A 23838-nucleotide genomic window follows, 5' to 3' on the forward strand; every position below is an offset into this window, starting at 1 on the left:
TTGAGCTGATTCTACCTTATGACGTGGTATCGAGGATGGCCTCGGACGGCGCCTCGATCAGCGAGCGCACCCGCGCCGCCAGGGCGTCGATCGCAAAGGGCTTGGTGATGATCGCAGTGCCCGGATCGAGGAAACCCGGCGCCAGAGTGGCGTTTTCGGCATAGCCGGTCATGAACAGGATCTTGAGGCCGGGACGCAGTTCCCGCCCGGCGTCCGCAATCTGGCGGCCGTTGAGCCCCGGCAATCCGATATCGGTGATCAACAGGTCGATGCGCTCGCGCGAGCGCAGCAGTTCGAGTCCTTCCGGCCCGTCGCTCGCCTCGATAGCGCGGTAGCCAAGCTCGGTCAGCACCTCGACGATCAGGCTGCGCACGACCGGCTCGTCCTCGACGACCAGTACCAGTTCAGCCGCATCGGTCGGCGCGGCGGACGGCCGATGGGCCTCCGGCTCGTCGCGGTCGATCGCTCCGAAATAGCGCGGCAGCCACAAATGGAAGCTGGTGCCCCGGCCAGGCTCGCTTTCGATCGTCGCATAGCCTTCGGACTGGCGCGCGAAGCCATAGATCATCGACAGGCCGAGGCCGGTGCCCTGGCCGAGCGGCTTGGTGGTGAAGAAGGGTTCGAACGCGCGCGCGATGGTATCCGCATCCATGCCGGTGCCGGTGTCGGTCACGCTGATGCAGACATATTGGCCGGGCTCGAGATCGCGGTGTTTCGCCGCCGCGTCCAAATCCGCGTTCGCCGTCTCGATCGTCAGCCGGCCGCCATCCGGCATCGCGTCGCGTGCATTGATGACGAGATTGAGGATCGCATTTTCGAGTTGGTTATGATCGCACAATGTCCACCCCAGATCCTCAGCCAGGACCAGATCGAGTTCGATCTGCTCGCCGAGCGTGCGGCGCAGCAGATCCTCCATCGACGCGATCAGCGGATTGGCATCGACCGGCCGAGGATCGAGCGGCTGGCGGCGCGAGAAAGCGAGCAGGCGGTGCGTCAGCGCCGCAGCCCGGTTGGCGGCATTGGTCGCGCCCGCCAGAAAGCGATCGACACCGTCGAGTCGCCCCGCATCGAGCCGCCGCTGGATGATCTCCAGGCTGCCGGTGATGCCCTGCAGCAGATTGTTGAAATCATGCGCGATGCCGCCGGTGAGCTGGCCCACTGCCTCCATCTTCTGCGACTGGCGCAGCGCTGCCTCGGTCTCCGCCAGCGCCTCGGCGGCTTCCGTCTCGGCGGTGATGTCCCGGCCGAAGGTATAGAAGGTCCCGCCCTCGGGGACCGTGGTCCAGGCGAGCCGGCGGCGGCCGCCGTCCTTGGTCAGGAACACGCGCTTCGTTTCCATGACAGAGACGCCCGTCGCGAGCTCGCTCAGCGCCTCGCGGCTGGCCGGAAGGTCCTCCGGCGCGACGAATTCCTGGATATGCCGGCCGATCGTCTCCTCGGCGGTCCAGCCGAGCAGCTTGGTCCAGGACGGGTTCACCGCGGTGATCTGGCCGCCGATCGATGCGACCACCTTCACCACCGGCGACAGACTCCAGATCCGTTCGCGATCGCGCGCGAGGCTGCGCTCTTCCGTGATGTCGCGCCCGACGGCATGGACGCGCCCGGCATCGGGCACAGCCGTCCACTCGAGCAGGCGATAGCCGCCGTGCTTGCGGGCATAGCGATTCTCGAACGCCAGGGTGGTCGCGCCGGACGCCAGCAATTCCATCTGCGCCGCCGTGACCGCGACGTCGTCGGCGTGGAGGAAATCGACGATGTTCCGTCCGACCATCTCCTCTTCGCCCCACCCGAGCAGCCGCGTCGCCGACGGGTTCACCGCCGTCACCACGCCGTCGAAGTCGCACACCAGCATCAGATCCTGCGACAGCATCCACAACCGGTTACGGTCGCGCAAACTCTCCGCTTCCGACAGCTTCTGTTCGTGGATGTCGGTGTTGGTGCCGATCCAGCGCAGGATCCGGCCATCATCGGCCCGGATCGGCACGGCGCGGACGAGATGCCAGCGATATTCGCCGTCGGCCCGGCGGATCCTGAATTCGATTTCGTAATCGGCACCACTCGCGAGCGACGCCGCCCATAGCGCCTCGGCGTGCGCGCGATCGTCGGGATGGACGGTGAATATCCAGCCGTCGCCCGCCAGCTCGGCCGGCGACGCGCCCGTATAATCGAGCGTACGCTGGTTGAACCAGTCGATCCCCCCGGTCGGCGGCGACGTCCACACGTGATTCGCCATCGCCTGGGCGAAGGCGCGAAACTGGGCCTCGCTGGCGTTTATGGTCTCAAGTCGCGCCCGTGCCTCATATTGCCGCAGCCGTGCGCGGAGCGCCGAGCGCGCCAGGCTGACCAGCGTCGTCGGATGGAACGGACGTTCGAGAAAAGTGACGTTGCCGAGCGTTTCCAGCAGGCGCACCGCACCGGGATTGCGCTCCAGCCCACCACCGCGCTGAGTCAGCAGGATGAAGGGGAAATCGGACCATTCTTCCTGCTCCCGCAGAAAGGCGTCGAGCGGATGAAGGTCGGCGCCGCGCAGCGCCTCCTCCGTCACCAGCGCGAAGCCGGCCCCAGCCCGAAGCTCGGCGACCAGCGCCGGGAGATCGGGCGAGACGAGCGCTTCGATCCCGGCCTCGCCCAGCATGGCAGCGGCAATGGTCGCATCACGGCCAAGTGGGGCAAGGACGATCGCCCATTGGGGGGCGGAGGTCCGATTCATGCGGGGATCACGCTGGCGCGACCTCCCCCGCGGACTGGCCGATCAACGACGGAATACCACGCAAAACACCCTGAAACGCGGTGAGCGGTTCGCCGAGGGTGATGCCCTCCGATCCGATGCGGAACTCGCGGATCGTGTCCTCGTGCGGGCCGGTCCGCTTCTTGACGATTGATATCGCCCGTCGCACGCGGCCCACCGCCTCGAAATAGCGCAGCAGGACGACGGTGTCTGCGAGATAGGTGACATCCACCGGCGACTTCATGTCGCCGACCAGGCCGTGCTGCGCGACCGTCAGGAAAGTCGTCGCCCCCTGGCGATTCAGATATTGCAGCAGTTCATGCACGTGCAGGATCAGCGCCTGCTCCTCCGGCATCGCCGCCTGATATCCGTTGACGCTGTCGATCACCACGGTGCGCGCGTCGTGCGCTTCGACACAAGTGCGCACGCGCTCCGAAAATTCGCCCGGCGTCAGTTCTGCGGCATCGACCTGTTCCAGCGTGAGCGCCCCGCGTTCGATCATCGCTTCTAGATCGATCCCGAGCGCTTTCGCGCGAGACTTGAGCAGCCCCAGTTCCTCGTCGAACACGAACATCGCCGCGTGCTCGCCGCGCGCCACCGCATCTGCGACGAAGGTGAGTGCCAGCAAGGATTTGCCCGTGCCCGCCGGGCCGATGATCAGGGTGCTGGATCCCCGTTCGAAGCCGCCGCCGAGCAAGGCGTTGAGTGGCCCATGCTGAGTCGGCACCAGATCGCGCGTGAAGCCGGTCTTGTGCTCGGCCGATACGAGCCGAGGAAAGGCTCGCACGCCCCCGGTCTCGATCACGAAATCATGATAGCCGCCACGATAGCGCTGCCCGCGATATTTGATCACCCGCAGGCGGCGGCGCTCGGCGCCATAAGTAGGCGACAATTCCTCCAGCCGTATCACCCCGTGAGCAACGCTGTGGACGGTCTTGTCGAGTTCCTCAGTGGTGAGATCGTCGAGCATCATTACGGTCGAGCCGTGGCGCGAGAAATAGTGCTTCAGCGCCAGGATCTGACGGCGATAGCGCAGCGAGCTCTGCGCGAGCAGCCGGATTTCGGACAGGCTGTCGAGCACGACGCGGTCGGGCTTGATTTGCTCGAACGCCTCGAAGATGCGCCTGGTGGTCTCGCCAAGCTCGAGATCGGACGAATAAAGCAGGCTCTGCTGCTGATCGTCGTCGAGCAGGCTTTCCGGCGGCACCAGCTCGAACACCTCGATCTTCTCGTCCAGTTCCCAACCATGGGAGCGCGCGCTTTCACGCAATTCTTCCTCGGTTTCGGACAGCGTGATGTACAGGCAGCGTTCGCCCGCCGCCGCGCCTGCCATCAGGAACTGGCTGGCGATCGTGGTCTTGCCGGTGCCGGGTGTGCCCTCGACGAGATAGAGGCGACCGCGGGTGAAGCCGCCTGCGGTAATATCGTCGAGCCCGGCAACACCCGTCGCCGCCTTGTGGCTTCGCGTACTCATCATGGTTCCATCATTGACGGCGCCCGGATCGGACGCAAGGGATCATCACACCAAGCCTTAGGGCCTGCCCACATGGTGCGCCTTAACATGGACGTAGTCGGCCCGGTGCGGCCATGTGAGGCGGTCAGGTCGACCGACGGTCTGGTCATACCCGGGATCAACCCGCGTCTCCGAAAATGGTTGCGGCCGCGCAACGGCGTGCGATCCATACGCAATATGCCCAATTGAGCGTGCCCGGACGAGCGTGCATCGCATCGGCCTCCGGTTCGCCGGTTCCTCATCGGACGAGGTCGCCATGATTCAGCAAGCACGCAAGGTCGTCATCATCGGGGGCGGCGTCGCCGGCCTCTGCGCCGGGGTATATGCCCGGAAATGCGGTTATGAGGTCGAACTCCTCGAACAGCATGACAGCCCGGGCGGGCTCGCGACGCGCTGGCGGCGTGGCGATTATGTCTTCGAAACCTGCCTGCACTGGCTGCTCGGCTCCAACCCCGACGGCGCGCTGCACGAGGAATGGCGCGAAGTCTGCGACGTGGATTCGCTCACCTTCCTCCAGCACGAGGAATTCATCCGGGTCGAAAGCGAGGACGGCAAGGCGCTGCACGTCTTCGCCGATATCGACTGGCTCGAGGCGGAGTTGTTGACCATCGCGCCTGAAGACGCCGAAGAGATCGGCAATTTCACTACCGCGATCCGCCACCTGATGGACGTGCCGATCCCCGACCCAAGCGCCGGCTGGCCGGAAAAGGGCCTGGCATTGCTGCGGACCCTGCCCGAAATGCCGCTGTTGTGGCGGCTCTCGCGCATCACGGCGCAGGACTATGGCGCCCACTTCACCAATCCCCTGATCCGCCGGTTCTTCGGCGAGGGTGCATCGGCCCAGATGGCGGTGCTTGCGGTGACCTTCGCGCTGGCGTGGCAAAGCGCGCGCAATGCGGGCTATCCGATCGGCGGCTCGCAGGCGGTGATCCAGTTGATTGCCGACCGCTTCGCCAGCCTGGGCGGCACCCTGCGCTGCGGCGCGACGGTCGAGCGCATCCTCGTAGAGGACGATGCGGCGGTGGGCGTCCGGCTGGTCGGCGGCGAGACGATCGCGGCCGACTGGGTGATATCGGCCGCCGACGGCCATGCCACGATCTATGATCTGCTCGGCGGCGCCTATACCGATGCGAGCATCGAACGCATATTCGAAACCTATGTGCCCTTCCCATCCTATCTCCAGGTCTCACTGGGCATAGCGCGCGACTTGTCGGACGAGCCCGGTTACCTGACGCGCGTGCTCGATCGGCCACTCGAGGTCGATCCTGGGACCATGCTCGAACAGGTTGCGTTCCGGCTGTTCCATTATGATCCGACCTGCGCGCCGGCGGGCAAGACCGCCGTCACCTGCTTCCTGCCGACCCGCAATTTCGCGTACTGGACGGGCCTGCGCGAGGATCACCCCGAACGCTATCATGCGGAAAAGGACCGCATCGCCGAGGCGGTCGTCGCGATCCTCGAGCGACGCATGCCCGGCATCGCCGCCGCGATCGAGGTGACCGACGTATCGACGCCCGCCACCGTGATCCGCCTCACCGGCAATTGGCAGGGCAGCATGGAAGGATGGCTGATGACGCCGGACACCGGATTCGGCGACTTGCCCATCACCCTGCCCGGCCTCGACCGCTTCGTCAGGGCCGGCCAGTGGGTCCAGCCTGGCGGCGGCCTGCCCGGCGGGCTGATGACGGGGCGGGCGGCAGTGCAGGCCATCTGCCGCGTGGACCGGCGCGCCTTTTCGGCCTGAACCCCCGCTTCAGGCCGCCACGCCGCCGGCCAGCCCCACGCCATCGAACGCCGCCGGCGGTTCCGCCAGCACCGTTTCGGGGCAGCAGCGCGCGATTGCCTCGATCACGGCGGCCAGCGCCGCCGCATCGGACGGGAAAGCGAGATGCGCGCAGGCCACTTCGATGCTGCAATCGGCTTCGCCGGCGCCGCCACGGGCGGCCGAGACCGGGATGATTCCGTCGCTGCGCGACCAGATCGCAGCGGTAGGCACCGGTGGCTTCTCCGACAAGGTGCACGCGATCGGCGGCGCATCGACGCGGTGGCCGGCGATCCATTCATACACGCGCGCAAGCATCGTCGCGCTCAGATCGCCGGAAAAGGGGCTGCCGAGCGTAATGACTGCGCGGACGCGGTGCGGCGCGGCCTTGGCATATTCGCGCGCGATGAGGCCGCCGAAGCTCCACCCGAGCAGGATAACCGGCCGGTCGTCCCGCCGCTGCACCTGATCGAGGCGGCGATCGAGCCGTTCGAACAGATCGGCCGATGCGCCCAGATTGCGCCCCAGCCCCCAGCGATAGGCGCGGTAGCCCGCGCACAACAGCCCGAGGCGGAGCGGCCGCATCGCCGCATCGGTCGCCAACAGGCCAGGCATCACCACGATGCGCGGTCCGCCCCGGCGGGCGATGCGCCGGCGAAGCGTCCGGCCTTCCGGAACGACGCTGCGGACGAGCAGCCAGCATTCGCGAAGCATCTGCGCGGCGGCGTCGTACGGGGATTTACGGTCGGCCGGATCGTCGCAGGCAGCTATGGTCATCACGGTCGAACGTTCCTCCCGCGGCGAAGTTGCAAAACGCAATGGTCGCGCCGCGATGCGATGCCGGAGGTCATTTCCCTTGGCAGGCGCGGCCTGCTATAGCGCCGGCATCGCCATCGGATCGAGCATCCGCTGAGCGGCTGAGTGATTCCATTTGCGCTCTCGCTCCCTGCTCCGGACCGTTCCGACACAGGCTTTCGCCGACGCGGACAACTGCCCGTTTTACCGTGGAGGATCGCCGTATGTCACGCGCCATGAACGTCAACATCGACCAGGCCGAGGTGATCGCCCGCTGCGCCAAGCACAATGCAGCGATCAGCGCGATAGAACCCCTGCTTTCCGGCGGCACGCGCGTCGTCTTCGTGAATGCCGACGGCGCAGCGGTGATGCGCGCGGCGTTTGGATCAAAGGTGATCGACGGGGTCGTCAGCCGAACCAAATGGATCAGCGGGCAATAGCTGGAGAGACGCCAGTCCTCGGCACCTTTCGCATTCCAAATCGAGCAAGCGTCTGTTAGGGGCGCCAATCGCCGGTGCGACAGATTCTCCGCCCAGAGGGAACTGATGGGAAGCGGCATCGTTGCGTCCTGTATTAAGGGGACCCTATGACCGAGCCGCGTACCGATCAGTCCACCAGGGGGACTGCGGCGCAGGGCAACGGCATCCTGCCGGTGCTGATTACCTTTGCGCTGCTGTTCGTTCTTTCGGCCGCCGTCTGGTTCGTGCTCGACCGGATCAGGGTCGACGAACTTCGCACCGCGGCGGTGCCGCAGGCCGGCGCAGAGCACCGCGTTGCGGCGCCGGGAACAAAGGCCCGGACGCAACGCGTTGCTGCGCAATAACGGCGTAGCGCACCGTCACGACCCTGCCACCACGGCCTTGCCGGACATTACTTCGCGCACCGCGCGGGCGAGCTGTTCATCGCGAAAGGGTTTGGCGAGCTTTGGCCAATTTGCCTCCGTCTCTGCGGAGATTTCCGCATAACCTGAGACAATGAGCACCGGCAGACTGGCGGGCAGCACGGCGGCAAGCTGCGCGCCCGTCATCTCCGGCATGGCATAATCGGTGACGACCAGATCGACCTCGCTCCCTTCGAGGAGAGCGAGCGCCTGTCGGGCGGACGTCGCCTGCAACACCCTGTGCCCCATATCCTCCAGCATCGCCGCGGTGTTGGTGAGCACCAGCGAGTCATCGTCCACCGCGAGCACGACTAGCGGGTCCATTGCCCGCGGCGCGACTTTCGCCACCTCGGCGGCCTTCACGCCGACGGGTTGGTCCTGCGATATCGGCAGCCATAACTCCGCCCTGGTGCCCTTGCCGGGCCTGCTCTTCAGGATCAGCCGACCGCCGCATTGCGCGGCGAAACCATGGACCATCGACAATCCCAGCCCGGTACCCTTGCCCACGCCCTTGGTCGTGAAGAACGGTTCCATCGCGCGCAGCAGCGTAGCCTCGTCCATACCTTCGCCACGATCGGCGACGGACAGGCGGACATAGTCCCCCGGCGCCAGATCCGTGTCGCGCCCGACCCGCTCCTCTTTGCCTTCGATCATGATGCGTCCGCCGCCCGGCATCGCGTCGCGCGCGTTCACCACCAGGTTCATCAGCGCGAGCTCCAGCTGGGATGGATCGGCATGAACTGCGCGCAGCATCAGGGGGAAGTGAGTCTCGATCGATATTCCGGCGCCGATCGTGCGGTGGAGCAGTTCGGCCATACCGCGCACCAGCGCACCGACGTCTACCGTCTCCGGCTGCAATTCCTGGCGCCGCGCGAAGGAGAGCATGCGCTGTGTAAGCGTCGCTCCGCGCTCGGCCGCGCTCATCGCATTGTCCAGGAAACGCCCGATCTCGGCGCCCTCCCCCAGGCGCCGCCGCGCGAGATCCAGGCTGCCGATGATCACCGCGAGCAGATTGTTGAAATCATGCGCCACCCCGCCCGTCAGCTTGCCGATCGCATCCATCTTCTGCGCCTGGAAGAACGCTTCCTGCGCCTGATCGAGTGCCTGCTGGGCTTGGCGACGCTCAGTCAGATCACGTGTGATCTTGGCGAAGCCGATCAGCTTGCCCTCGGAATCCAGGACCGGGTCGATCACCACTGAGGCCCAGAAGCGCGTACCGTCCTTGCGTACGCGCCAGCCCTCCGCCTCGAACCGTCCTTCGTGTTCCGCCCGACGGAGGGCGGCGGCGGGCAGCGCGGCCGCTCGATCCTCCGGCGTATAGAAACGCGAAAAATGTTCTCCGAGAATCTCGTCCTCGCGGTAGCCCTTGAAGCGTTCGGCGCCCGCATTCCAGCTGACGATCGTGCCGGCCAGATCGAGCATGTAGATCGCGTAGTCGGTAACGCTCTGCACAAGCAGGCGGAACCGCTCCTCGCTCCGCCGCAGCGCCTCGTCCGACGCGCGCCGTTCGGTCAGGTCGCGCGTCACCTTGGCGAAGCCGATCAGCGATCCGTCCGGATCGCGGATCGGATCGATCACCACATTGGCCCAGAACAGCGTGCCGTCCTTGCGTACCCGCCAGCCCTCGGCCTCGAACCGGCCTTCGGTGTCGGCCGTCGCGAGCGCCCGGGCGGGAACCCCGGCCTGACGCTCTTCAACTGTATAGAAACGGGAAAAATGCTGGCCGATGATCTCGTCGGCGCGATAACCCTTGAAACGCTCAGCGCCGGCATTCCAGCTTACCACCACACCGGTGGGATCGAGCATGTAGATGGCATAGTCGGTGACGCTCTGCACGAGCAGGTCGAAGCGAGCGCCCGTCACTACCTTCGCCTTGTCCGCAATGCCCATCACCCCCCGATCCGACCACCCCGGACTTTATGTCCGCGGAAACCTAATAATATCCCCAGCCAGCCCAACCAGCGTTGGGGGCGATGGTTCCCGTAAAGGGGCAGCGGCGCTTCAGGGGATTGCCAGCGGTGCGTGCTTGCGCTCTCATCGTCGCCGTCATGTCGGGGGTCGAGCGATGCAACGGGATGAGGCCTGTGGTTTCGTGCGCGACGTTTTCGCCTGCCCGGCCGATGTCGCCGAGCAGGTAGTCGATCGTGGGCGGATTCGCGCCTTTGCGCGCACCGCCGTCATCGTACGTCAGGGCGACTGGCTGACGCTGACGTATCTGCTTTTCGTCGGGCGGGCGCACGCTTTGCTGTACGGCGCCGAGGGACAGATCGTGCTGCTGCACGAGTTCGGGCCGGGCGACCTGTTCGGTGCGCTCGGTGAGGCAGATGCGGCGCGGCAGGATGCCGATATCGTCGCGATCGACGATATCAGGACCCTGACGCTTGAGGCGGGTGAACTGGTGCTGTTGGCTGGTCGTTACGCCTGTGTCGGTCTCGCGCTTTCGCGGATGCTGCTGCAGCGGCTGCGCCAGGCCACTGAACGGATGTACGAGCGCACTGCGTTATCAGCGGTTGGTCGGGTCAATGCCGAACTGCTGCGCCAGGCGCGGGGCGGCGTCGATCTGACGATCCGTCCGGCACCCGTCATCGCAGAACTCGCGCTCCGCGTGGCGACGACGCGCGAGACGGCGTCGCGCGCGATCAATGCGCTTGAGCGGCGTGGCATCATTCGCCGCGACGGCGACGGACTGACGGTCGTCGCGCCGCACCGGCTGGAGGAAATGATCCTATGAAAGCGGCCTGAGCGCGAACAGGTCGATCGGTGCGGCACCCGCCGGCGCGCTGAGCTCCCCGATGAATTCCGTGCGGAATGCCTCAGGCGCCGCGACGGCCAGCGCCGCCGCGAAATCCCCGGTGATGCAGGCGGTACCCGCCGGCGCCGAGGCCGCAGCGGCCCGCGCCAGATCGCGCGCGCGCCCGATCAGCCGCGCCGAACCGCTGAAGGGATCCCGCAAACATTCGGCGATGCCATATTGGCCGCCGACGCTCAGCATCGCCTCCGCCAGAATCCCCGCGGCCGCGGCGGCCTGGCCGATATCGTCATAGGCAAGGACGACATCGTCTCCGGTGAAGCTCGCCGCCATATCCGGCGTCGGGCACCGGTCCAGCGCAGCCTTGATCGCCTCGAGCCCGGCCTGCCGAACGTTCTGGTCGACATCCGTCGCCGGAGCGCGAACCGCCAGCGCGGCGGCGCGGCGGCGCGGCGCGATCGGTACGGTCCCGGGCGCTACCTCGACATCCTCACGCGCGGCGCGGACGACATGCTGGCGTCGCCCGGTGCGCGCCCAGGCATCCCGCGACCGCGCCGACGCGCCATCGGCTGCGTCATCGTCATCGGCCATAACGAGTAATTGCACGCCCGCGCTCGCAAGCAGGCGCGCGTTGATCAGCGCGGCCCCCATCGCGATCTCGTCGGCAAGGGCGATCATGGCCTCGTCGGGCGGAGACGGTGCCGGCTCCACCGCCCGCACCGTCTCGGCGGCGGCGAGCGCGGCATCGAAGCGCCGGCGCCATTCCGGGCCGTGCGGATCGACCGACAGCGCCGCGAAGCCATCGACACCGCCCGGCAGGAGGACGTGCAGCGCCGCGCCGCGCTCGATCAATGCCTCGGCGACGATGATGTCGGCACCGGCCGCCAGCGCGCCGTAACCGAAGCCGACGCGTTCCTGCTCCAGCACCGCCGCGATCTTGCCCGATAGTGCGGCCGAGGCGGAATCCGCGCGAAACGCCATATGCCCGCCGAAATGGAGCGAGCGCGGCGGCCGATGCGCATCGAGCCAGGTCGCGTCGAGCCCCTGTTCCGCAAGCACGATGGCGAACTGGCGCAACGTCGAGGCATGATCCTCCCAGGCGTGCGGCGCGAGCGCCATTGCGTCGGCCAGGGCATCCTGCGCGTCCTCGTCGCGGCCGAGCAGCAACAGCGCCTCGGCACGAGTGGCGGCACGATAATAGGGCGTCTCGGGCTCGTCCGGCAGGCGCTCGATCCGGTCCAGCACCTCCTGAGCCAGCAGGCGCGAGGCATCCGGATCGCCGCAGAGCAACGACAGGGTGGCGGCGTTGATCAGCGGATAGGTCGCCCCGCCCAGCTCCGCGGCGCTGCGATACGCGGCCGCCGCATCGGCATAGAGCCGCCGACGCGCCGCCCCCGACGAGCGCAGGCCGAGGTCCTTGAGCAGGCGCCCCTTCACCGAGAGGGCCGCGGGATCGCTTTCCCGGCCCGGCAAATCCATCGCAGCGTAGAGTTGCCATGCCCGATCGAGCGCGCCGGCACGGGCATGGGCAATCACCGACAGCAATTGCGCACGGTACGCTGGCTCCGTGGTCATGAGCGCTCGATCATGGGCAGATCATCCTCGTGTTCCGTCGAACCTCGGCGCCCCACCATTCCGGATTCCGGATCGGAGCCAGTCGGCATGATAGTGCGCCTGGACGTGCTTGACGATGCCCCAGGCGCAGGTGCCGGGCACCGACCAGTCGCCCGGATGGGAAACTGGCCGGGATCATGTGTTCAGTCTTCGGATCGGTCGGCATCGGCCCAGCGCTAACAGCATGGCGACGGCCGCGAGCGTGACGGCCGTCACGCCGCCATTTCGGCACCGCGCCCCGGGGATTTGGCGAACCGTCCGAAAGAAATTTCCAACCACGTCGAAATATCTTAATGGGGTGTTGCCGATTGTTTCGGCGAGCGCGCCCGCGCAATGCCGACGCGACGTTTCACGTCGATGGCAGATCGACTTGCCGGGTGCGTGCGCCGTTTCGGGGACGCCGGGTAGCGCCGGCCGGGACAGGGGGATGAGGCGCCGATGCCGATTGCTTTTCGACGGTCCTCCCTCATGCTGGTCGCCGGCACCATCCTGGCCCTTTCGGCCTGTTCCGGATCCGAGGAAAAGCCGGCACCGCCGCTGCCCAAGGTCACCGTCGCCGTCCCGTTGCAGCGCGACGTGGTCGACTGGGACGAATATGTCGGCCGGTTCGAAGCGATCCAGGACGTGGAGGTGCGCCCGCGCGTTTCCGGCACGATCGATCGCGTGCTGTTCGGCGACGGGGAGCGCGTCCGGTCCGGCCAGGCGCTCTTCATCATCGATCCGCGCCCCTATGCCGCCGCGCTCGCCCAGGCGCAGGCCCAGTCGGCCAAGGCCAATGCCGCGCTGATCAACGCCCGATCCGAGCTGGCGCGCGCCGACAAGCTGCTTGCCGCCCAGGCGATCAGCAAGGAGGAATATGAGACCAAGCAGGCCAATGTGCGCAGCGCCACCGCCGATCTCGCGGCGGGGCAGGCGAACGCCCGCACCGCGGCGCTCAATCTCGGTTTCACCACCGTCCGCTCGCCGATCACCGGACTGGTATCCGATCGCCGCGTGAGCAAGGGTAATTTCGCACAGGAAGGCACGACCATCCTGACGCGCGTCGTCTCGACCGATCCGATCTGGTTCTCATTCGAGGGCGCCGAAAGCTTCTACCTCAAATATCTCCGCCAGGCGCGCACCGGCGAGCGCGGCTCCTCGCGCAACACCCCCAATCCGGTCGAGGTGCAGCTCGCCGACGAGACCGGGTACCGGTGGCGCGGCCGGATGGACTTCGTCGACAATGCGATCGACACCAATTCGGGCACGATCCGCGCTCATGCGGTGATCGCCAACCCGACCGGCTTCCTGACGCCGGGCATGTTCGGCCGCGCGCGTCTGCTCGGCTCGGGCACCTATCGTGCGATGCTGGTGCCGGACGAGGCGATCATCACCGATCAGACCCGCAAGCTGGTCTATGTCGTCGGCAAGGACGGCAAGGCCGCGCCGCGGCCGGTGGAAACCGGCCCGCAGGTCGAGGGGCTGCGCGTCATCAAGACCGGCCTCGCCCCGACCGACCAGGTGGTGATCGAAGGGATCACGACCCTGCAGCCGGGCATGGCGGTGAAGGCGACGACCGGCAAGCTGAAGCCGCGCGCCGCCGATACCGCCCCCACCTCGCAGCCCGGGACCGCGCCGCCGGCGTCCGAAGCGACGGTGGATTGATCTGGTGAAATTCCCCCATTTCTTCATCGAGCGACCGATCTTTGCCGCCGTCCTGTCGGTGCTGATCGTGCTGTTCGGCCTGGTCGCCTATCCCGGCCTGCCAGTCGCGCAATATCCCGAGATCGCCCCGCCGACCGTGGTGGTGACCGCCAATTATCCCGGCGCGACCGCCGAGACGCTGGCCGAGACGGTCGCCGCGCCGCTCGAGGAATCGATCAACGGCGTCGAGAACATGCTCTACATGTCCTCCTCGGCGACGGGCGACGGCGCGCTGCAGATCACCGTCACGTTCAAGCAGGGCGTGAATGTCGATCAGGCGCAGGTGCTGGTGCAGAACCGCGTCTCGACCGCCGAGCCGCGCCTGCCCGCCGAGGTGCGCCAGGTCGGCGTGACCGTGCTGAAGAACTCGCCCGACATCCTGATGGTGATCGCCCTCACCTCACCCGACGGATCGCTGACGCAGCAATATGTGTCCAACTATGCGACGACTCAGCTGATCGACCGCATGGCGCGCATCCAGGGCATTGGCGGCGTGCGCGCGTTCGGCGGCCGCGATTACAACATGCGCGTCTGGATCGATCCCGATCGCGCGGCATCGCGCAACCTTACCGTCGACGAGATCGTCGCGGCGATCAGCGCGCAGAACGCGCAGGTCGCCGTCGGATCGGTCGGCGCACCGCCGTTCAACCAGGGCGGAACCGCCTTCCAGCTCGGCATCCAGACCAAGGGCCGCCTGTCCAGCCCGGAGGAATTCGGCGAGATCATCGTCAAGCGCGACGATCAGGGTCGACTGACCCGTCTGCGCGACGTCGCCCGGGTGCAGATCGGCGCGCAGGATTACGGGATCAACGCTTTCCTGTCCGGCAAGCCGATGATCGGCATCGCCATCACGCAGCTGCCGGGATCCAACGCGCTGACCACTGCGGAAGCCGTGAAGGCGGACATCGCCGAAGCCGCCAAGAGTTTCCCGCCGGGAATGGCGTACAGCATCCCCTATAACCCGACCGAATATATCGAGGCGTCTATCGACGCGGTGTACGAGACTTTGTTCGAGGCGATCATCCTCGTCGCGCTGGTCGTGCTGCTGTTCCTGCAGAGCTGGCGCGCGACGATCATCCCGCTGATCGCGGTCCCGGTATCGCTGGTCGGATCGCTGGCGATGCTCGCCGCTTTCGGGTTCAGCCTGAACAATCTGTCGCTGTTCGGCATGGTGCTGGCCGTGGGCATCGTCGTCGACGACGCGATCGTCGTGGTCGAGAATATCGAGCGGCTGATGGAGGAAAAGGGGCTGACGCCCCGCCAGGCGGCGCATGACACGATGGACGAGGTTTCGGGCGCGCTGATCGCGATCGCGCTGGTGCTGTGCGGCGTGTTCATCCCGACCAGCTTCATCCCCGGCATCTCGGGCCAATTCTATCAGCAGTTCGCGCTGACCATCGTGTCCGCGGCCGTGATCTCCGCCTTCGTATCGCTGACCCTGTCGCCGGCGCTCGCGGCGATCGTGCTCAAGCCGCGGCATGAAAGCGAACCGCGCGCCGGGGTGCTCGGATGGCCGACGCGGTTCGCGCAGGGCTTCAACCGCGGTTTCCAGCGTCTGGGCGAGCGCTTCGGCAAATTCACCGCGCGCGCCGTCCGCGCGCTGGCGCTGGTCGGCATCGTCTATGCCTGCCTGATCGGCCTGGCCGGCTGGCGGTTCAGCGTGACGCCGTCCGGCTTCATCCCGGCGCAGGACCAGGGATATCTGATCGCGGTGATCCAGCTGCCGCCCGGCGCCTCGTTGCAGCGGACGACCGAGGTGATGGCCCAGGCGACGAAGATTGCGCTGGCCAACAAGGCAGCCCAGGGCACGGTCGCCTTTGCCGGCCTGGACGGCGCGACCTTTTCCACCGCGCCCAATGCCGGCGCGATGTTCGTTCCGCTGAAACCCCATGGCGACCGGGAGAGCGCCGACGAGGTCGCGAACGAGCTGCGCGGGGCATTCGGCGCGATCAACGGCGGCAATATCCTGGTCGTGCCGCCACCACCGGTGCGCGGCATCGGCACGGGCGGCGGCTGGAAGATGCTGATCGAGGATCGCACCAATCTGGGGCTCAAGGCGCTCGAGGCAGCGGCCTTCCAGATGATGGTGAAGGCCAACCAGACCGAGGGCATCACCAGCGCCTTCACCACCTTCAACAACCGCACCCCGCGCCTGTTCGCCGATATCGATCGCGAGCGCGCCGAGCAGCTCGGCGTGCCGGTGGAGAATGTCTTCTCGACGCTCGGCACTTATCTCGGCTCGACCTATGTCAATGATTTCAACTTCCTCGGCCGCACTTACCGCGTGACCGCGCAGGCCGACGCGCCTTATCGCGACCAGATCTCCGACGTCGGGCATCTGCGGACGCGCTCCGCCTCCGGCGAGATGGTGCCGCTCGATGCGGTGATGACGCTGCGCAACGACAGCGGGCCGTACCGCGTGGTGCGTTATAATCTCTATCCGTCCGCCGAATTCCAGGGCGATACAGTGCGCGGCTTCTCCTCCGGCCAGTCGCTGACGGCGATGGCCAAGCTGGCGGAGGAGACCTTGCCCAAGGGCATGCGGTTCGAATGGACCGAACTCGCCTTCCAGCAACAGGCGGCGGGCAACACGGCGGGGGTCGTGTTCGGCCTTGCCGTGTTGTTCGTGTTCCTGCTGCTCGCGGCGAATTACGAAAGCCTGGTGCTGCCGCTGGCCGTCATCCTGATCGTACCGATGTGCCTGCTCGCCGCTATCCTGGGCGTGAACCTGATGGGCGGGGACAATAATATCCTCACCCAGATCGGCCTCGTCGTGCTGATCGGCCTGGCCGCGAAGAACGCGATCCTGATCGTCGAGTTCGCGCGGCAGAACGAGCTGGCCGGCATGGAGATGCACGAGGCCGCCGAACATGCCGCCGAGCAGCGTCTGCGCCCGATCGTGATGACCTCGATCGCGTTTATCCTCGGCGTGCTCCCGCTGGTGATCGGCAGCGGGCCGGGCGCTGAGATGCGCCAGGCGCTGGGCGTGGCGGTGTTCTTCGGGATGATCGGCGTGACCACCTTCGGCCTGCTGTTCACGCCGAGCTTCTATGTGATCAGCCGCAAGCTGGGCGACTGGGTGTCCTCGAAAATGCGGCGCGGGAAGCCGGCGACGCCGCCCGCCGGAGAGCCGGTGGAGAAGCCGGCATGAAGCGGATTCACCTCTCCCCGTCCTTCGTACTGAACTCATCGGGGATTCTGGCCGCCGCTCTCGCTCTCTCCGCCTGCACCGTGGGTCCGGACTATACGCGCCCGGCCACGCCATCGGCTTCGGCCGGCGGCTTTGCCGAGACCGGGCGCACCAGCCGGGTCGCGGCAACGCCGTTGCCGGATCGCTGGTGGCAACTCTACGCCGATCCAGTGCTCGACCGGCTCGTCACCGATGCGCTGGCGCACAATACCGACATTCGCGCCGCCGCGGCGAACCTCGCGCGCGCCCGCGCAGTGCTGTCGGAACAGCGCGGCGCGCGGTTGCCGACGACCGATCTCAGCGCCCAGGCGACCCGCAGCCGCACCCAGGCCTTCAGGAGCCCGACCGGCCAGGCGTTCGAGACCGATTTCTACTCGCTCGGCTTCGATGCTTCCTATGAAGTCGACCTGTTTGGCGGGGTCTCGCGCGCGATCGAAGCTGCGCGGGGCGATACCGACGCGGCCGCGGCACAACTCGATGCCGCTCGGGTGTCGGTCGCGGCCGAGACAGCGCGGGCCTATGCCACTGCCTGTTCCAATGCTGCGCAGCGCGCGGTCGCGATCGAGACGGTCGCGCTGCAGCAAAAGACGCTCGACCTTACCAATACCTTGTTCGAGGCCGGCCGCGGCACGCGCCGCGACGTGCAACGCGCCGACGTGCTGCTCGCCAATACCCAGGCGCAAATCCCGAGCTTCGAGGCCGAACGCCGTGCCGCGCTCTATGCGCTAGCGGCGTTGACGGGCAATGCGCCCGAGGCGATCGATGCCGATGCCGACCGATGTCTGGCGCCACCGCGGCTCACGGTGACCGTGCCAGTCGGCGATGGCGCGGCGCTGCTCGCCCGGCGGCCCGACGTTCGCGCGGCCGAGCGCACGCTCGCCGCCGATACCGCGCGGGTCGGCGTCGCGACGGCTGACCTCTATCCTTCGATACAACTGCTCGGCTCGATTGCGTTCGGCGCGCAAAAACCGGGCGACATCTTCAAATCGGCGGGCCGCTCCTGGTCGCTTGGCCCGCTGATCTCGTGGAGCTTTCCGAACATGACGGTGGCGCGCGCCCGCGTCCGCCAGGCAGAAGCCGGGGCCGATGCCTCGCTCGCGCAGTTCGACGGCACGGTGCTGACCGCACTCAAGGAAGTGGAGCAGGCCCTCGCCCGCTATGCCGGCGCGCTCGATCGCAACGCCGCCCTCGCTCGCGCTGCTCAGGCGAGCACCGACGCTGCGAGCCTGTCGAAGCTGCGCTTCGACTATGGTGCCGACAGCTTCCTGCTGCTGATCGAGGCCGAACGCGACCGGGCCGATGCCCGCGCTGCGCTCGCGCAATCCGATGCTGCGGTGGCGGATGCGCAGATCAGCCTGTTCAAGGCGCTGGGCGGCGGCTGGCAGGATGCGCCACTACCCGAACGACGCGATCCAGCGAGGCGCTGAACGGCGCAGGGCGTTCATGCAAACAGGTGGGAATCGGCACCGGCACGATAATTGACAAACGGCATTTACTTCTCTATATCGTTAAATATTGTTCACATCGTGAAGGAAAGGCCATGGGCCAGGCATCACTCGCTTCAGCCGTGTTCTACCGCGATCCGTGGGCGGCGATCGACTTTCTGGAAAAGGCCTTCGGGTTCGAACGCGCAATGGTCATCAGCGATGCGGACGGCGCGCTCGCCCACTCGCAGCTGAGCTTCGGCGACGGCTATATCATGGTCGGCAGCGAATGGGCCGACTACACCGCCAGCCCGGCGAGCATCGGGGGCAAGAATAGCCAGACTGTGCACGTCAACCTCGACAGCGACATCGATGCGCATTGCGCCCGGGCCCGCGCCGCCGGTGCAGCGATCGAACAGGAGCCGGCCGATCAATTCTATGGCGACCGCACCTATCGCGCGCGCGATCCCGAAGGGCATGTCTGGACCTTCGCGCAGAATAAGCGGCCCTTTTCCGTCGAGGAATCGGAAAAGGCGACCGGCCTCAAGATCGAGCTCTTCTCCTGAGCGCGGCCGCCGCAATCGACCGCACACTCGCCGCGCTGGCCGATCCCACGCGGCGGCGGGTGGTTGAATTGCTGCGTGATCGACCGCACCGGGCGGGTGAGCTGGCCGAAAGCATCGGGCTAAGTCCTCCGGCGCTCAGCCGGCATTTGCGCACGCTCAAGGCCGGCGGCCTGATCGAGGAAGTCCATCCGGACTATGATGCGCGGGTGCGCATCTATGCGCTCAAGGCAGGATCGATGGCGCCACTCAAGGCCTGGGTCGATCTGACCGAGCAGCTCTGGGCCGATCAGCTTGCGGCGCTGAAAGCCCATGTCGAGGCGCCGCTATGAACTCGCGCGTGATGGTCGCGCTGCGCATCGCGGCACCGCCCATGCGGGTGTTCGAGGCGTTCACCAGCGAGATCCATCTCTGGTGGCGGCCCAATGCGTTTTTCCGTTTCACACCGGCCGGACCCGGCATGCTGGCGATCGAACCAGGACAAGGCGGGCGCTTCACCGAGACCCAAGCCGACGGCACGGTGTTCGAGATCGGCCAGGTGACGATTTGGGAGCCCGGCGCGCGGCTGGGGATGACCTGGCGACAGGCCAGCTTCACCGGCGAGCAATCGACTCATGTCGATATCCGCTTCGAAGAGCTCGGCACCGAGACTCGCGTTACTGTCGAGCACCATGGCTGGGACGCGGTGCCGACGGCGCATGTCGCGCGGCACGGCATGGGCAATGTCCTGTTCCTCCAGCGCCACGGGCAATGGTGGCGGGATCTGCTGACGGAATTGAAGGCGGAAGTGGAGGCATAAACCGCGGCACCATGAGTTCAGCCGATCTCCAGCCGGCCGTTTAGGCGGATCGGCTGGTTGAGGTTGAAGAAATTGGGTGAGGTCCGTTTCACCACCTGGTGGATCGACTCGAACTGCTCGGCTGTCCCCGCGCCGGCGATACGCACGACATAATCCAGCTGCTGATAGCCCGGCACGACGGCATCATCCATGCCCAGGTAACCGCGCAGATCGAGTTCACCCCAGGTCTCGATCTCCAGCTCCGTCAGATCGATGCCGATCACTGACGCGTTCGCGACATAGCCGACCACCAGACAGGCATTCAGCGCCGCCATGAGCAGCTCTTGCGGGTTCGGAGCGCTGTCCTGGCCCATCAGTTCGCGCGGCTCGTCGGCCAGGATCGTGAAGCTGCGATCGACCGGGCTTCCGCCGATCTCGCAGCTTCCGACGATGGTCTCGCTGCTGGTCTGTCCGGCCCAGCGAGTCGTTACGCGAAAAGCGGCTTTAGCCTTGCCGGGATCGGCGCGAATGTCCTCAACCATCGCGACGAGTGCCGGCAGATCGAGGCCGTTGACAGGTTCGCACGTCGTCAGGTCAGTCATCGCAATATCCTCATGGTGATCGGAAACGGGCGCAAGCGGCCCGGTCCGGGCGGATCGACGACCCGCCCGGACGCTCATGGCTCCGGGAAAAGACTGCGATGGCCGTACCCTCCTGCAGTTCGACCATGGGCCTTATTATGCGCCGCCCCTTCCCGCAGGTGAGCAGCATGCGAGCCCGCTATTCCGGCACCGTTTCATTGCGGATAAAGCGCGTTACGGTTGCAACGCCGCGGCCTTCCGAATGGCTGGATCAGCCGGTTTTCGGCTTGTCCTCATAATAAAGCGGCCCGAGGGCATCGATGATCGCCACCGCATCGAGCGCACGATCGGGCTCGACGCCGGCATCGACGCAGCGGATCGTCAATTCGGTCTTGAAGCCCTGCGGCACGCTGCTGATCTCCGTGCCATATTGCATCGTTTTCAACTGACGCACGAAATCCTTGCGCTCGACCACGATGAAGGCCGGCTTGCCGGCAGCACGCGCCACTTCCGCCGCGCGCAACAGCGTCATTTCCTGGACCAGCGCCGCCGACGGTGTGTTGCCGAGGAACTCGACCTTGGTGGTACCGTCCGGATTGGCGGTGGTGCGAAACCCGTCGGTGCGGCTGATCCCGCTCAGCAGGCTGGTGCCCATGCTCAGCGCGCCGCCGACCAGGGCACCGAGAATATTGGGACGGGCGCGTTCGTAATCGACCACTGACCGCGGCGTCTCCGGCGCGAGCAGCGCCTGTTGAACGACGCCAGCCAGCGCCTTTTTGCGTTCCTCGCCAAGGCCCTGCATGAAGGGCGCAATGTCCGGCACCAGCGCAGCGTCCTTCGCGGGAGCCGCCGTCCGGAGCGCGGTCAGCAGCTCGACCGTCGCCGCATCGCGCGGCAGCGGGGTCGCGACAAGCGCAGCGATCGCATCGGGCATACGGCCCTCGGCCACGGCGACGCGTGCCTCGATCTGGCGCCCGCGCATGTCGACATAGCGATCGAGCGCGCTCCAAGCCGTTCCCGCCATTTCAACGGTTGCGCCTTCCTTGGGCACTGGCTTGGCCGCACCCACCCGCGTGCGGACCTCGGCAAGATCGCGCCGGGCACCCGCGGGATCCCCGGTGGCAGCGCGCGCATACGCCACATGGAGCGATACCATCGTGCTGACGATCGCAGACGATCCGCCCGGCGCGCGCATGAACAGCAACAGGGGTTCGAGCGGCCCGGCGGGCCAATCGATGGTGACGGCCGGACGCAGCGCGAGGACGCCGGCGAAATTGCCCACCTCCGCTTCCTTCAGCAGGGCGGTCATCGCTGAACCAGGGGCGAGACGCCTAGCGGCCAGCCAGGGCGATGGCGACGCCTTGCCGACGGGCCGGCCGGCTTGCAGAATCGTGGCCGCAACTTCCTGCACCTGCAGCGCATAGGGCCGCGCCGCACTCGCCGCCTGCGCCAGTGGAACGGCGCCGACCATATCGCCGGATTGAGCCCGGGCGAGCGCGCGCAGCAACTGGAGCGAAACGCCCATGCTGCGCTGGTAGAAGCGGTCTCCGGCAAGACCGGCGGTGGCGGCCTCCGCCAGGTCCAGATCGGCCAGCGCCGCGGCCGGATCTTCCGCCTGGAGATGGGCGGCCGCCCGCGCGCGCAGCAGATGTGCCCGCCTCAGCGACTGGCCCGGCAGCAGGCGGGGGCTGGCAAGCGCGCGCGTACAGGACGCGACGACGACGTTGGGAATGGAGACTCGCCCGAAAAAGGAGCGCTGGCTCGCTTCACCCCGCATCCCGTCATCTTGCCGGCCCGGATGAACGCGCCCGTCGCACGCCTCGAAATCGCTCTTGTCCGACGCCGCCGCCGGCATCGCGGCGAGCGCGCCCAGCATGCCGAGCGCGACTCTGCTCCCCAACCGCATTTCCCTGCCCCCTCAACAGTTTGCCCGCTGGATATTGCAGCAGGCCCGGCACGCAATCAACCTGTTCCCATCAAGGGCCAAGCGGCAATCGTGCAGGACTTCACGCAGTGCAACCGGTATGCGGGATCGACATTTGAGGGGACAGGCAATGAAACGTCGCGCGATCATCGGGTTCCTGTGCCTCGCCTTTCCGTCCGCGCTCGGCGCCGCCTCGCCCGATCCGGCGGCGATCGCCGATGTCGACCGGATTTTCGCTGACTGGCAACTGGCGGCGCATGTGCCGGGCCTGGTCTATGGCGTAGTGGCGGACGGCAAGCTGGTCGCGGTGCGCGGGCTGGGCGTGCAGGATATCGATACCGGCACGCCGGTCACCGCCGACAGCCTGTTCCGCATCGCCTCCATGTCGAAGGCATTCACGGCTCTGGCGATCCTGAAGCTGCGCGACGAGGGCAAGCTGTCGCTCGATGCGCCAGCAGAGCAGTACGTGCCCGAACTGAAAGGCCTGGCGTATCCGACCCGCGACAGCCCGCGGATCACCGTGCGCAACCTGCTGACGCACAGCGCCGGCTTCGTCGAGGACAATCCCTGGGGCGATCGGCAGCAGGTTCTGACGGAGCCGGAATTCACTGCGCTGCTGAAAGCCGGCGTGCCGTTCGCGCGGACGCCGGGCCTGGCAATGGAATATTCGAACTTCGGCTATGCCACGCTGGGACGGATCGTCTCCAACGTGTCGGGCATGCCCTATCAGGATTATATCCGGCGCCGTATCATGGCGCCGCTCGGCATGGGCGCGACCGGTTATGACGTGCTGGCATCGCCGCCAGCCAAGCGCAGTATCGGCTATCGCTGGCAGGATAATCGCTGGGTGCGCGAGCCGGATATGCGGGACGGCGCGTTCGGGGCAATGGGCGGGGTCGAGACAAGCGCGAACGACTATGCGAAGTGGGTCGCCTTCCTGCTGGCTGCCTGGCCGGCGCGGGACGATGCCGATACCGGCCCGGTGCGGCGCGCGACCGTGCGCGAGATCGTGACCGGCGCCAATTTCGTCGAGGCCGCGACGCGCAATCCGGCGATCGGCGCGGCGCCGTGCCGGCAGGCCCGGGCCTATGCGATGGGCTGGTGGGCGACAGACGATTGCGATCTTGGGCGGGTCGTCGCTCATTCGGGCGGTTATCCCGGCTATGGCTCCTATGTGATGCTGTTGCCCGACAAGGGGATTGGACTGTTCGCCTTTTCGAGCAAGACCTATGGCGGCGCCTCCGTGCCGGTGTTTCGCGCGGCGCTCGCGCTGAACAAGGCTGGCGCCTTGCGCGACCGGACCGTACCGCTCAACCCAGACTTGGCCTCCGCCTATGATTCAGCGCGCGCGGTTTGGCGGTCGCGCGATATCGCCTCGGCCCCGCTCGCCAACAACATGCTGATGGATCGCGATACGGCGGCGTGGAACGGCATGATCGACGCAGTCCAGACCGAAGTCGGCACCTGCCCGGCGACCGAGCCGATCACGCCCGTGTCCGCGATGGAGGGCAGGTTCAGCTGGGCCTGCACGCGTGGCCGGGTTGATGGCCGGGTCCAGCGCGCACCCACCGTCGCGGTCACGCTGCAGGCTCTGGAATTCACCAGCGCGAGGCCGTGATCGCGGGCGCTGCAGCGGCTTTCAATAAAACGATAG

At 66.8% G+C, this 23838-nt stretch carries 18 protein-coding genes; 11 read left to right on the plus strand and 7 right to left on the minus strand.

The genetic code is table 11. The features are described 5' to 3' along the window. Nucleotides 1-16: 16 nt before the first annotated feature. Together U1769_RS01680 and U1769_RS01685 are read right to left on the minus strand one after the other, a co-directional pair. On the minus strand, nt 17-2710 hold the full coding sequence (locus tag U1769_RS01680; protein WP_332711142.1) for a PAS domain-containing hybrid sensor histidine kinase/response regulator: 2694 nt from the start codon (nt 2708-2710) through the stop codon (nt 17-19). A gap of 7 nt (nt 2711-2717) precedes the next feature. Further along, the gene (locus U1769_RS01685; protein ID WP_332711144.1) at nt 2718-4202 is read right to left on the minus strand and encodes an ATPase domain-containing protein; all 1485 of its coding nucleotides are present in this window, start codon (nt 4200-4202) and stop codon (nt 2718-2720) included. A gap of 295 nt (nt 4203-4497) precedes the next feature. On the opposite strand from U1769_RS01685, the gene U1769_RS01690 reads away from it, so the two are divergent. After that, on the plus strand, nt 4498-5985 hold the full coding sequence (locus U1769_RS01690) for a phytoene desaturase family protein (protein ID WP_332711146.1): 1488 nt from the start codon (nt 4498-4500) through the stop codon (nt 5983-5985). Nucleotides 5986-5994: 9 nt separating this feature from the next. Here the strand turns inward: U1769_RS01690 and U1769_RS01695 are convergent, their stop codons facing one another. Continuing rightward, entirely contained in the window at nt 5995-6780 is a 786-nt protein-coding gene (locus U1769_RS01695; RefSeq protein ID WP_332711147.1) for an alpha/beta fold hydrolase, read from the minus strand. A 242-nt stretch (nt 6781-7022) separates the two neighbouring features. On the opposite strand from U1769_RS01695, the gene U1769_RS01700 reads away from it, so the two are divergent. Then, complete coding sequence (locus U1769_RS01700) at nt 7023-7238, plus strand: hypothetical protein (protein WP_332711149.1); 216 nt, start codon at nt 7023-7025, stop codon at nt 7236-7238. Between the two features lie 146 nt (nt 7239-7384). After that, complete coding sequence (locus tag U1769_RS01705; RefSeq protein WP_332711151.1) at nt 7385-7621, plus strand: hypothetical protein; 237 nt, start codon at nt 7385-7387, stop codon at nt 7619-7621. A gap of 15 nt (nt 7622-7636) precedes the next feature. On the opposite strand, the gene U1769_RS01710 is transcribed toward U1769_RS01705, so the two are convergent. Further along, nucleotides 7637-9568, minus strand: coding sequence for a hybrid sensor histidine kinase/response regulator (locus tag U1769_RS01710; RefSeq protein WP_332713579.1), 1932 nt, complete (start codon nt 9566-9568; stop codon nt 7637-7639). Between the two features lie 175 nt (nt 9569-9743). On the opposite strand from U1769_RS01710, the gene U1769_RS01715 reads away from it, so the two are divergent. Then, nucleotides 9744-10409 carry a Crp/Fnr family transcriptional regulator gene (locus U1769_RS01715; protein ID WP_332711153.1) on the plus strand — a complete coding sequence of 222 codons (666 nt, stop codon included), beginning with the start codon at nt 9744-9746 and terminating at the stop codon, nt 10407-10409. Here the strand turns inward: U1769_RS01715 and U1769_RS01720 are convergent. Continuing rightward, nucleotides 10404-12002, minus strand: a complete 1599-nt coding sequence (locus U1769_RS01720) for a tetratricopeptide repeat-containing protein (RefSeq protein ID WP_332711155.1) — start codon at nt 12000-12002, stop codon at nt 10404-10406. The two genes, U1769_RS01715 and U1769_RS01720, sit on opposite strands and share 6 nt — an antisense overlap. Nucleotides 12003-12479: 477 nt before the next feature. Here U1769_RS01720 and U1769_RS01725 point away from each other — a divergent pair, with 477 nt between their 5' ends. From U1769_RS01725 to U1769_RS01750, 6 genes are all read left to right on the plus strand, one after another. Further along, entirely contained in the window at nt 12480-13685 is a 1206-nt protein-coding gene (locus tag U1769_RS01725) for an efflux RND transporter periplasmic adaptor subunit (protein WP_332711157.1), read from the plus strand. Between the two features lie 4 nt (nt 13686-13689). Then, a complete protein-coding gene (locus U1769_RS01730) occupies nt 13690-16875 on the plus strand; it encodes an efflux RND transporter permease subunit (RefSeq protein ID WP_332711158.1) in 3186 nt (1061 codons plus the stop codon). After that, nucleotides 16872-18341, plus strand: a complete 1470-nt coding sequence (locus U1769_RS01735) for an efflux transporter outer membrane subunit (protein ID WP_332711160.1) — start codon at nt 16872-16874, stop codon at nt 18339-18341. The genes U1769_RS01730 and U1769_RS01735 overlap by 4 nt, the downstream gene beginning before the upstream one ends. 113 nt (nt 18342-18454) lie before the next feature. Then, the gene (locus U1769_RS01740; protein ID WP_332711162.1) at nt 18455-18904 is read left to right on the plus strand and encodes a VOC family protein; all 450 of its coding nucleotides are present in this window, start codon (nt 18455-18457) and stop codon (nt 18902-18904) included. Between the two features lie 14 nt (nt 18905-18918). After that, nucleotides 18919-19233 (plus strand): ArsR/SmtB family transcription factor, encoded by a 315-nt coding sequence (locus tag U1769_RS01745; protein WP_332713582.1) that lies wholly within the window; start codon nt 18919-18921, stop codon nt 19231-19233. Further along, complete coding sequence (locus tag U1769_RS01750; protein ID WP_332711163.1) at nt 19230-19700, plus strand: SRPBCC domain-containing protein; 471 nt, start codon at nt 19230-19232, stop codon at nt 19698-19700. Before U1769_RS01745 ends, U1769_RS01750 begins: the two co-directional genes overlap by 4 nt. Nucleotides 19701-19717: 17 nt before the next feature. On the opposite strand, the gene U1769_RS01755 is transcribed toward U1769_RS01750, so the two are convergent. Together U1769_RS01755 and U1769_RS01760 are read right to left on the minus strand one after the other, a co-directional pair. Further along, entirely contained in the window at nt 19718-20281 is a 564-nt protein-coding gene (locus U1769_RS01755; protein WP_332711164.1) for an OsmC family protein, read from the minus strand. Nucleotides 20282-20531: 250 nt separating this feature from the next. Beyond that, the gene (locus tag U1769_RS01760) at nt 20532-22160 is read right to left on the minus strand and encodes a hypothetical protein (RefSeq protein WP_332711166.1); all 1629 of its coding nucleotides are present in this window, start codon (nt 22158-22160) and stop codon (nt 20532-20534) included. A gap of 154 nt (nt 22161-22314) precedes the next feature. On the opposite strand from U1769_RS01760, the gene U1769_RS01765 reads away from it, so the two are divergent. After that, the gene (locus U1769_RS01765; RefSeq protein ID WP_332711167.1) at nt 22315-23802 is read left to right on the plus strand and encodes a serine hydrolase domain-containing protein; all 1488 of its coding nucleotides are present in this window, start codon (nt 22315-22317) and stop codon (nt 23800-23802) included. Nucleotides 23803-23838 lie beyond the last annotated feature (36 nt).

Source organism: Parasphingomonas zepuensis (assembly GCF_036663735.1).
GTDB lineage: Bacteria > Pseudomonadota > Alphaproteobacteria > Sphingomonadales > Sphingomonadaceae > Sphingomonas.

What these genes read in the sequence shown, in the direction of transcription:
- U1769_RS01680 (WP_332711142.1), bottom strand. Translation starts at nt 2,710, where the DNA reads ATGAATCGGACCTCCGCCCCCCAATGGGCGATCGTCCTTGCCCCACTT.
- U1769_RS01685 (WP_332711144.1), bottom strand. Translation starts at nt 4,202, where the DNA reads ATGAGTACGCGAAGCCACAAGGCGGCGACGGGTGTTGCCGGGCTCGAC.
- U1769_RS01690 (WP_332711146.1), top strand. Translation starts at nt 4,498, where the DNA reads ATGATTCAGCAAGCACGCAAGGTCGTCATCATCGGGGGCGGCGTCGCC.
- U1769_RS01695 (WP_332711147.1), bottom strand. Translation starts at nt 6,780, where the DNA reads ATGACCATAGCTGCCTGCGACGATCCGGCCGACCGTAAATCCCCGTAC.
- U1769_RS01700 (WP_332711149.1), top strand. Translation starts at nt 7,023, where the DNA reads ATGTCACGCGCCATGAACGTCAACATCGACCAGGCCGAGGTGATCGCC.
- U1769_RS01705 (WP_332711151.1), top strand. Translation starts at nt 7,385, where the DNA reads ATGACCGAGCCGCGTACCGATCAGTCCACCAGGGGGACTGCGGCGCAG.
- U1769_RS01710 (WP_332713579.1), bottom strand. Translation starts at nt 9,568, where the DNA reads ATGGGCATTGCGGACAAGGCGAAGGTAGTGACGGGCGCTCGCTTCGAC.
- U1769_RS01715 (WP_332711153.1), top strand. Translation starts at nt 9,744, where the DNA reads ATGCAACGGGATGAGGCCTGTGGTTTCGTGCGCGACGTTTTCGCCTGC.
- U1769_RS01720 (WP_332711155.1), bottom strand. Translation starts at nt 12,002, where the DNA reads ATGACCACGGAGCCAGCGTACCGTGCGCAATTGCTGTCGGTGATTGCC.
- U1769_RS01725 (WP_332711157.1), top strand. Translation starts at nt 12,480, where the DNA reads ATGCCGATTGCTTTTCGACGGTCCTCCCTCATGCTGGTCGCCGGCACC.
- U1769_RS01735 (WP_332711160.1), top strand. Translation starts at nt 16,872, where the DNA reads ATGAAGCGGATTCACCTCTCCCCGTCCTTCGTACTGAACTCATCGGGG.
- U1769_RS01740 (WP_332711162.1), top strand. Translation starts at nt 18,455, where the DNA reads ATGGGCCAGGCATCACTCGCTTCAGCCGTGTTCTACCGCGATCCGTGG.
- U1769_RS01750 (WP_332711163.1), top strand. Translation starts at nt 19,230, where the DNA reads ATGAACTCGCGCGTGATGGTCGCGCTGCGCATCGCGGCACCGCCCATG.
- U1769_RS01755 (WP_332711164.1), bottom strand. Translation starts at nt 20,281, where the DNA reads ATGACTGACCTGACGACGTGCGAACCTGTCAACGGCCTCGATCTGCCG.
- U1769_RS01765 (WP_332711167.1), top strand. Translation starts at nt 22,315, where the DNA reads ATGAAACGTCGCGCGATCATCGGGTTCCTGTGCCTCGCCTTTCCGTCC.